Annotated in this window: 5 protein-coding genes and 1 pseudogene; all 6 read left to right on the forward strand. The window is 34.7% G+C overall.

The annotated features are described in order from the left end of the window. A pseudogene (locus tag B3J44_RS17940) lies at nucleotides 1-364 on the forward strand (FAD-binding oxidoreductase); the annotation flags it as partial. 55 nt (nucleotides 365-419) lie between these two features. Continuing rightward, a complete protein-coding gene (locus B3J44_RS17945; RefSeq protein WP_286970105.1) occupies nucleotides 420-1,247 on the forward strand; it encodes an alpha/beta hydrolase in 828 nt (275 codons plus the stop codon). A gap of 508 nt (nucleotides 1,248-1,755) precedes the next feature. Then, the gene (locus B3J44_RS17950) at nucleotides 1,756-3,237 is read left to right on the forward strand and encodes a glycoside hydrolase family 10 protein (RefSeq protein ID WP_286970107.1); all 1,482 of its coding nucleotides are present in this window, start codon (nucleotides 1,756-1,758) and stop codon (nucleotides 3,235-3,237) included. Between the two features lie 12 nt (nucleotides 3,238-3,249). Continuing rightward, nucleotides 3,250-5,751 (forward strand): beta-N-acetylhexosaminidase, encoded by a 2,502-nt coding sequence (locus B3J44_RS17955; protein WP_286970108.1) that lies wholly within the window; start codon nucleotides 3,250-3,252, stop codon nucleotides 5,749-5,751. 4 nt (nucleotides 5,752-5,755) lie between these two features. Further along, a complete protein-coding gene (locus B3J44_RS17960) occupies nucleotides 5,756-7,060 on the forward strand; it encodes a serine hydrolase domain-containing protein (RefSeq protein WP_286970109.1) in 1,305 nt (434 codons plus the stop codon). Between the two features lie 191 nt (nucleotides 7,061-7,251). Next, nucleotides 7,252-7,571: exo-beta-N-acetylmuramidase NamZ domain-containing protein (locus tag B3J44_RS17965; protein ID WP_286970110.1), on the forward strand; the 320-nt coding region annotated here is incomplete at its 3' end.

A 7,571-nucleotide genomic window follows, 5' to 3' on the forward strand; every position in this document is an offset into this window, starting at 1 on the left:
CGGAAAAATTCACGAAGATCAATTTTCTGAAAAAGAGAAAAATATCAAAATCCATGGGCATTGTCATCAAAAATCATTGAGTAGCGTAGAAGCTTCTTTTGCGATGCTAAATATTCCAAAAAATAATACAGTTACGATTTATAATTCGGGCTGTTGTGGAATGGCGGGTTCATTTGGTTATGAAAAAGAACATTACGAAATCAGTATGAAGATGGGAGAAGATACGCTGTTTCCTAAAATTAGGGCAACAGAAGCATCAACAGAAATTGCAGCTGCAGGAACAAGCTGCCGCCATCAGATTTTTGATGGAACGAGCAGAAAAGCCATGCATCCCGTAACTATTTTAAAAGATTGTTTGAAATAATTTTTTGTATTTTCCCAGTGCTTTTCAAAAATATTATTTTATAAAAACATCAATTATGAAAAAAACAATTTACACTTTCTTTCTTCTTTTTATAGCCTTTGCAGTTCAAGCTGCGAAGGTTGACACTTTGCAAGTTTTTAGTCCTTCGATGCAGAAGAACATTAAAACTTGTGTCATGGTTCCAGACAATTATAAAAAGAGCAAGAAAGCATTTCCTGTAGTTTATCTGCTTCATGGCTACAGCGGAAATTATGGTTCTTGGGCAAAAGATTTTAAAGAATTGGGAAAACAAGTTGATCAATACGGATTCATTGTAGTTGGTGTAGACGGAAATTATTCAAGCTGGTACTTTGACAGTCCGATAGATCCGAGTTTTAAATATGAAACGTATGTGGTAAAAGAATTAGTTCCTTTTATTGACAAACAATTCAGAACCATTTCAGATCGTAAAGGAAGAGCCATTTCAGGTTTGAGCATGGGCGGACATGGTGCTTTGTATTTGTCTTTTAAACATCAAGATGTATTTGGCGCAGCAGGAAGTATGAGCGGAGGCGTAGATTTTCGTCCGTTTCCTGAAAATTGGGATATCAAAAAACGATTAGGGCCAATTACTGAATTTCCTGAAAACTGGAATCAGAATACTGTGACCAATATGTTGGACTTGGTAAAAGACAATAAATTAAAATTAATTATTGACTGTGGAGTTGATGATTTCTTTATGAAAGTAAACAGAGAGCTTCATGCAAAAATGCTGGATCTAAAAATAAATCACGATTATATCGAACGTCCAGGCGAACATAATCTTAAATATTGGGAAAATTCCATAAAATATCAGCTTTTGTTTTTTCATGATTTCTTCAACGAAAATATAAAAACAGAGTAACGTTAAGTGCATTGCGAACTACCGATAATTCGTAAAGCATAAATTTTGGTTGGTTATCCTAACAGGTTTTCAAAACCTGTTAGGTATTTTTTTGCCACTCCCGATAGTTATCGGGATAAAGGATTAAAAAAATATTCGCCACGAATTGCACAAATTTCCGCGAATTAAATCTGCGAGAGTAAAAATAGCCACAGATTAAAAGGATTAAAAAAGATTTTTTTTTCGCCACGAATTGCACAAATTTCCGCGAATTAAATCTGCGAGAGTAAAAATAGCCACAGATTAAAGGATTAAAAAGATTTTTTTTGCAACAAATTAAATCCATTGAATCTGCTAAATCTGCGAGAGAAAAATAACCATCAAACAAAAAAAAAATTGCGCCTCTGCGCCTTTGCGAGATTTAAAAAAAGGAAAAGAAACTTTTGCGAACATAGCGTAAACCACTGCGTCCTTTGCAATTAAACTTTTCTAACCAAAATATTATACTAACTACCTAAAATAATAATTTATGAAAAGCCTAAAAATTATGATTTTGCTATTGCTGATTCAGACTAAAATTTTCAGTCAGCAATCTCCAAAAAGAGAAATGCGAGCTGCTTGGATTTCTACTGTAGAAAATATCGACTGGCCTTCTAAACCAGGATTATCAGATAAAGAAATGAAGAACGAAATGATTGCCATTTTGGATAATCTGCGTTCTTATAATATGAATACTGTAATTTTTCAGATTCGCCCAACTGCCGATGCATTTTATAAATCAACAAAAGAGCCAGCATCGCATTGGATAACAGGAACGCAAGGCGTTGCCCCAGGTTTTGATCCGTTGCAGATGATGATTGACGAAGCAGGAAAACGCGGAATGAACGTTCACGTTTGGCTGAATCCGTATCGTGTTCAGAAAGATACGGTAAGAGATGTACTTTCAAAAAATCATTTATATTTTAAAAGACCAGACCTTTTCCTGACGTACGGAAAAACGAGATATTTTAATCCAGGTTTGCAGGAAACCAGAGATTTTGTGGCTTCTGTTGTTGGAGAAATTGTTCGTAAATACGATATTCAGGCAGTTCACATGGATGATTATTTTTATCCGTATAAAATCGCTGGGCAAGAATTTCCAGATGAAAAAGCTTTCGCTAAAGAACCACGCCAGTTTAAAGATAAAGACGACTGGAGAAGAGACAATGTCGATTTAATCATCAAACAAATTAGAGATACCATTATTGCCAATAAACCAGAAGTTGAATTCGGAATTTCGCCTTTTGGAGTTTGGAGAAATATTGCTAAAGATTCTGAAGGTTCTAAAACGGTTGCTGGAGCGACAAATTATGATGATTTGTATGCCAATATCTTAAAATGGCAAAAAGAAAACTGGATCGATTATGTAACACCTCAAATTTATTGGCACATTGGTTTTGACCGCGCCAATTTTGAAGTTCTGGCAAAATGGTGGGCAGAACACAAATATGGAGCTAATGTTTACGTTGGACATGGCGATTATAAAATTTCAACATCGGCTAAAGAACCGGAGTGGAGAAGTCCTGATCAAATCGTGAAGCAGATTGAAATGATTCGTAAACTGCCTCAAATTGACGGTTCGATGCATTTTACCGCTTCGAGTTTTCTGAAAAAAGGAGATACTTTGAGACAACCACTTCTTCAAAAAGAATATAAATACATTGCTTTAACTCCAGAAGCGAATAGAATTACAAGACTAAAACCAGAACCGCCAACAAATGCAGTGATTGCTAAAAAAGGAGATAAAGCAGTTTTGACTTGGAAAGCGGCATTGAATGACAAAAAATATGTAATCTACAAATTCCCAAAAGGAAGAATAACTGATTTCTCAAATCCTGAGAATATTTATTACGTGACAACAGCTCTAAAACTAGAAGTTCCGAATGCCGATTTGGAAAACTACGTTTATGCGCTCACCGCTTTGAGTCAGACCCAGACAGAAAGCAGTCCGATTGAATTTTCAGTAAAATAAAAATATAAAGAAATGAGAAAAAGTATTCTTCTATTAGCCCTATTTCTAAGTTCGCTTAGTTTTGTACAAGCCCAAAAATTAGACTTAATTCCCAAACCTGTATCAGTTCAACAAAACACTGGACAGTTGGTTTTGCCTTCGCCATTAAAAGTGGTTGTAGACAAGAAATTAAAAAACAGCGCCGATTATATTTCAGCAAATATTTCAAAAAATACAGGAATTGCCCCAATTGTTTCTATTGGAAAAAAACATGGAAAAAATAATATTTCATTTTTGGTCGATAAGAAATTGGATCTTCCAAATGAAGGTTATCAATTAGAAATAAGCCAAAACGGAATTTTCGTAAAAGGAAAAACGGATAAAGGTGTTTTAAACGGATTCCAGACTTTACTTCAAATTTGTTCTGCAAAAGAGGTTAAAAAAGGAACCGTTCCGTTTGTGAAAATAGAAGATTATCCTCGCTTTGATTGGCGTGGAATGATGCTCGATTGTTCAAGACAATTTTTCGACAAGCAAATCGTAAAAAATTATATCGACTGGCTGGCTGCTCATAAAATGAATGTTTTTCACTGGCATTTAACAGACGATAACGGTTGGAGAATCGAAATCAAATCAATGCCAGATTTAACTTTAAAAGGCGCTTGGAGAGGTCCAGGCGAAGTTTTGCTTCCATCTTATGGTTCTGGAGACAAACGTTATGGAGGTTTCTATACACAAGAAGACATTAAAGAAGTTGTGGCTTATGCAGCAGATCGAGGTATTTCTGTAATGCCAGAAATCGAAATTCCGGGACATTCGCGTGCTGTAACGGCTTCGTATCCAGAAGTGGGTTGTGCGATTACGCAGGAACTAAAAAGTGTTCAGGGCGAAGTGAAAAATGTTTGGTGTGTTGGGCGTGAAGAAAATTATGATCTCCTAGATTCGATTATTAGAGAAGTATCTGGATTATTTCCTTTTGAATATATTCATATTGCGGGAGACGAAGTCAATCGCGCCAATTGGGAACATTGCCCAAAATGTCAAGCTTTGATGGCAAAAGAAGGATTTACAGATAGTTTTCAGCTTCAGAATTATTTCTTTAGAAGAGTACAGAAAATTGTAGACAAATACCATAAAAAAACAGACGGTTGGAATGAAATTCTGAAAGGCGGAGAAATTGATCCGAACACATTAATTTCTGCTTGGCAGGGAATTAGTTACGGAATTGAATCGGCAAAAAAAGGATATAAAACCATCATGATGCCTGGACAGTTTACGTATTATGATATGGCGCAATCTGAAACAGAACGCGGTCACCGTTGGGCAGCAATTACCGATACAAAAAGGGCGTATTCGTTTGAACCAATTCCTGATGCTGAGTTAACGCCAGAGGAACAAAAAAATATAATTGGAGTACAAGGTGCTTTATGGAGCGAATATTTAGATCGTCCTGCAAGAATCATGGAATACCAAAGTTATCCGAGAATCAGCGCTTTGTCTGAAATTGGCTGGTCTAAAAAAGAAGATAAAAACTGGGATGATTTTTACGGAAGATTAACTCACAGTCATTTGCAAAGACTGGCAGATATGGGAATTGCTTTTAGAGATTTTCCTCCAACAGCGATTTATAAAAACGGAACAATTACTGTAACTCCGCCTTATGAAAATGCTGTTGTACGATTTGATAAAGATGGAAATGAACCAACAAGACAATCGCCTCTATACACAGAACCAATTCAAACGAAAGATTACGAACGCTACTTGTTTAGAGTATTTTTTAATGAATATGCAGCAAGTCCATCAGTAAAAGCTGAAAAACTGCCTGTTGCCAATTGGAATACATCAAAAGCAGAAGTTTTGACGATTTCTGAAAATATCTCAGATCATGTAGATAAAAAAGGCATTTGGTATTTAAGTTTTAATCCGACAGATGATGGAGCAAATGGAACAATCAAAAATGTTTTGCTTTTTGAAAATGATAAATTAGTTCAGACTTATGCAGACGAAAAAGCGTTAAAATCAAAACCTCGTTTGAGATTTTTGATTGATAATTACAGCGAAAAAAATACCTATAGATTAGATTTTACAGTAGAAAATAAAGAAGAGAAAAAATCCGCAGCAAATGTAAAATTCAATTGTACGCCTTATCAGGAACCAGAAGTGAAAGTGACTTCTTCGATGGCAGAAAATCCGAAGTTTCCAATTTCGAATCTGCAAGATTATAATGAAGAAACCTATTTACGTACTGATGTTGCTTGCAAAGATGGCGATTGGATTTTGTATACTTTTACTAATCCTGTAAATTCTTCTAAAATAGATGTTTTAACTGGAATTCCGCATCATCCAAGATTTATTATTAATAATGGTTTTGTGGAGTTTTCGTACAATGGAACTGATTTTATAAAAGGAGCTGATTTTGATTACGGAAACGCATCCATTTATCCGAAACAGCCTGTAAAAGCAGTTAGAATACAAATTACAGGAACCAATAATGAGCCTTTAATGGCAGGACAGGACTTAAAAATTAATCCATAGTACTATGAAAAATATTGGTATTAAAATTATAATGGTTTCCTTGATTTTTTTGGGAGCGAAAGGTTATTCACAGAAAAAGGCAAAGCAATCTTTTGATGTAAAACGAACTGAGGTTTATATCGATTCGATGATGACAAATGCGCTCGAAAAAGGCTTTTTTCCGGGAGCGCAAATTATTGTAGGAACAGGAGATTTTAATCTGATTTCCAAAAATTACGGTTATCATGATTATACTAAAAAGCAATTAGTCAAATCAGATGATGTTTTTGATTTGGCTTCAATGTCCAAAGTTTTAGGAGCAACACTTGTAACAATGCGTTTGGTTGGAGATGGAAAAATTAAACTGACAGATCAAGTAGGCGAAATTGTTCCGATGTACAAAAACACAGCTATTTCTGATTTAACGCTTTTTGAATTGCTAACGCACACTTCTGGATTAACGCCAAGTATCACTTTTTATCAAGCATTACTTTCTACACCAGATAATTCGCCTTTTTTGAGCAATCAAAAATCGGAACAATATGTTGAGCCTTTTGATAATATGTTTGTGAACAAAAATATTGTTTACGATTCTAAATATCTGGTTTTTGAACCAAAAGAAAATTGGGTTCAGATTTATAAAAACATGTGGCTCAATCCAGAATTTTATCCATCGGTTTATGAAAGAATTGCAAAGGCAAATACAAATCCGAGAGCGAAATATTTGTATAGCGATTTAAATTTGCTTTTGGTGAAGCAAATGATTGAAACCAAAACAGGAAAAAAACTCGATGAGTTCACAAATGAAATTTATACCGAATTAGGCATTTCGAAAATTGGATATAATCCGTTAAAATGGACTTCTATAGATAATGTAATGCCAACTGAAGTAGATAATTTCTTCAGAAAAGATACTATAAAAGGTTATGTGCACGATGAAGCGGCGGCCATTTTTGGAGGTGTTTCTGGAAATGCAGGTTTGTTTGCCAACGCAGAATCGATTGCCGTAATCTGTAAAATGCTAATGAACAACGGAAATTATAAAGGAAAACAGGTTCTAAAAGCCAATGTTGTAAAAGAGTTTACAGATTCACCACTTGCAAAAGAGGGAATTTATCGCGGTTTAGGTTTTGATAAAAGAAAACCAGACGAGTTTTTTACGAAAGACGATTTTGGACATACGGGTTTTACAGGAACTTTTTTCTTTATGAATAAAAATACCAACCGATTTTTAATTATTCTAACCAATCGAGTTAATCCAAGCCGAACAAACAGATTAATGTACAAAGACGATTTTAGTGCTAAAATCTGGAAACAGATTAATAAATAAAAGTTTGCCACAGATTAAAAGGATTAAAAGAATTTTTTATTGTGACACAAAATTTAAAAATTTTTCTCGCAGATTCCGCAGATTTAGGAGATTTTATTTTTAAAAAATTATCTGCTAAATCTGCGGAATCTGCGAGAGGCAAAAATCATTTTAATCCTTTTAATCTGTGGCAAGATGAAAAAATAATTACCATGAAAAATATAATAATTTGCATACTAATTTCAGCGGTTTCTTTTGCACAGCAAATAAAAACTGGTGCTGAGAATTCTGAAAAATACCTGCCTTTATTAAAAGGCAAAACCGTAGGAATTGTAACCAACCAAACGGGAATTATCACTAAAGAAAAACATTTAGTCGATTTTTTAGTTGAACAAAAAGTAAAAATAAAAAGCATTTTTGCGCCAGAACACGGTTTTAGAGGAACAGCTGATGCTGGCGAGAATGTATCTGACGAAATCGATTCTAAAACTGGCTTGCAGATTGTTTCGCTTTACGGAAAAAACAATAAACC

The organism is Flavobacterium sp. UBA4854 (assembly GCF_002399805.1).
Lineage (GTDB): Bacteria > Bacteroidota > Bacteroidia > Flavobacteriales > Flavobacteriaceae > Flavobacterium > Flavobacterium ginsengisoli.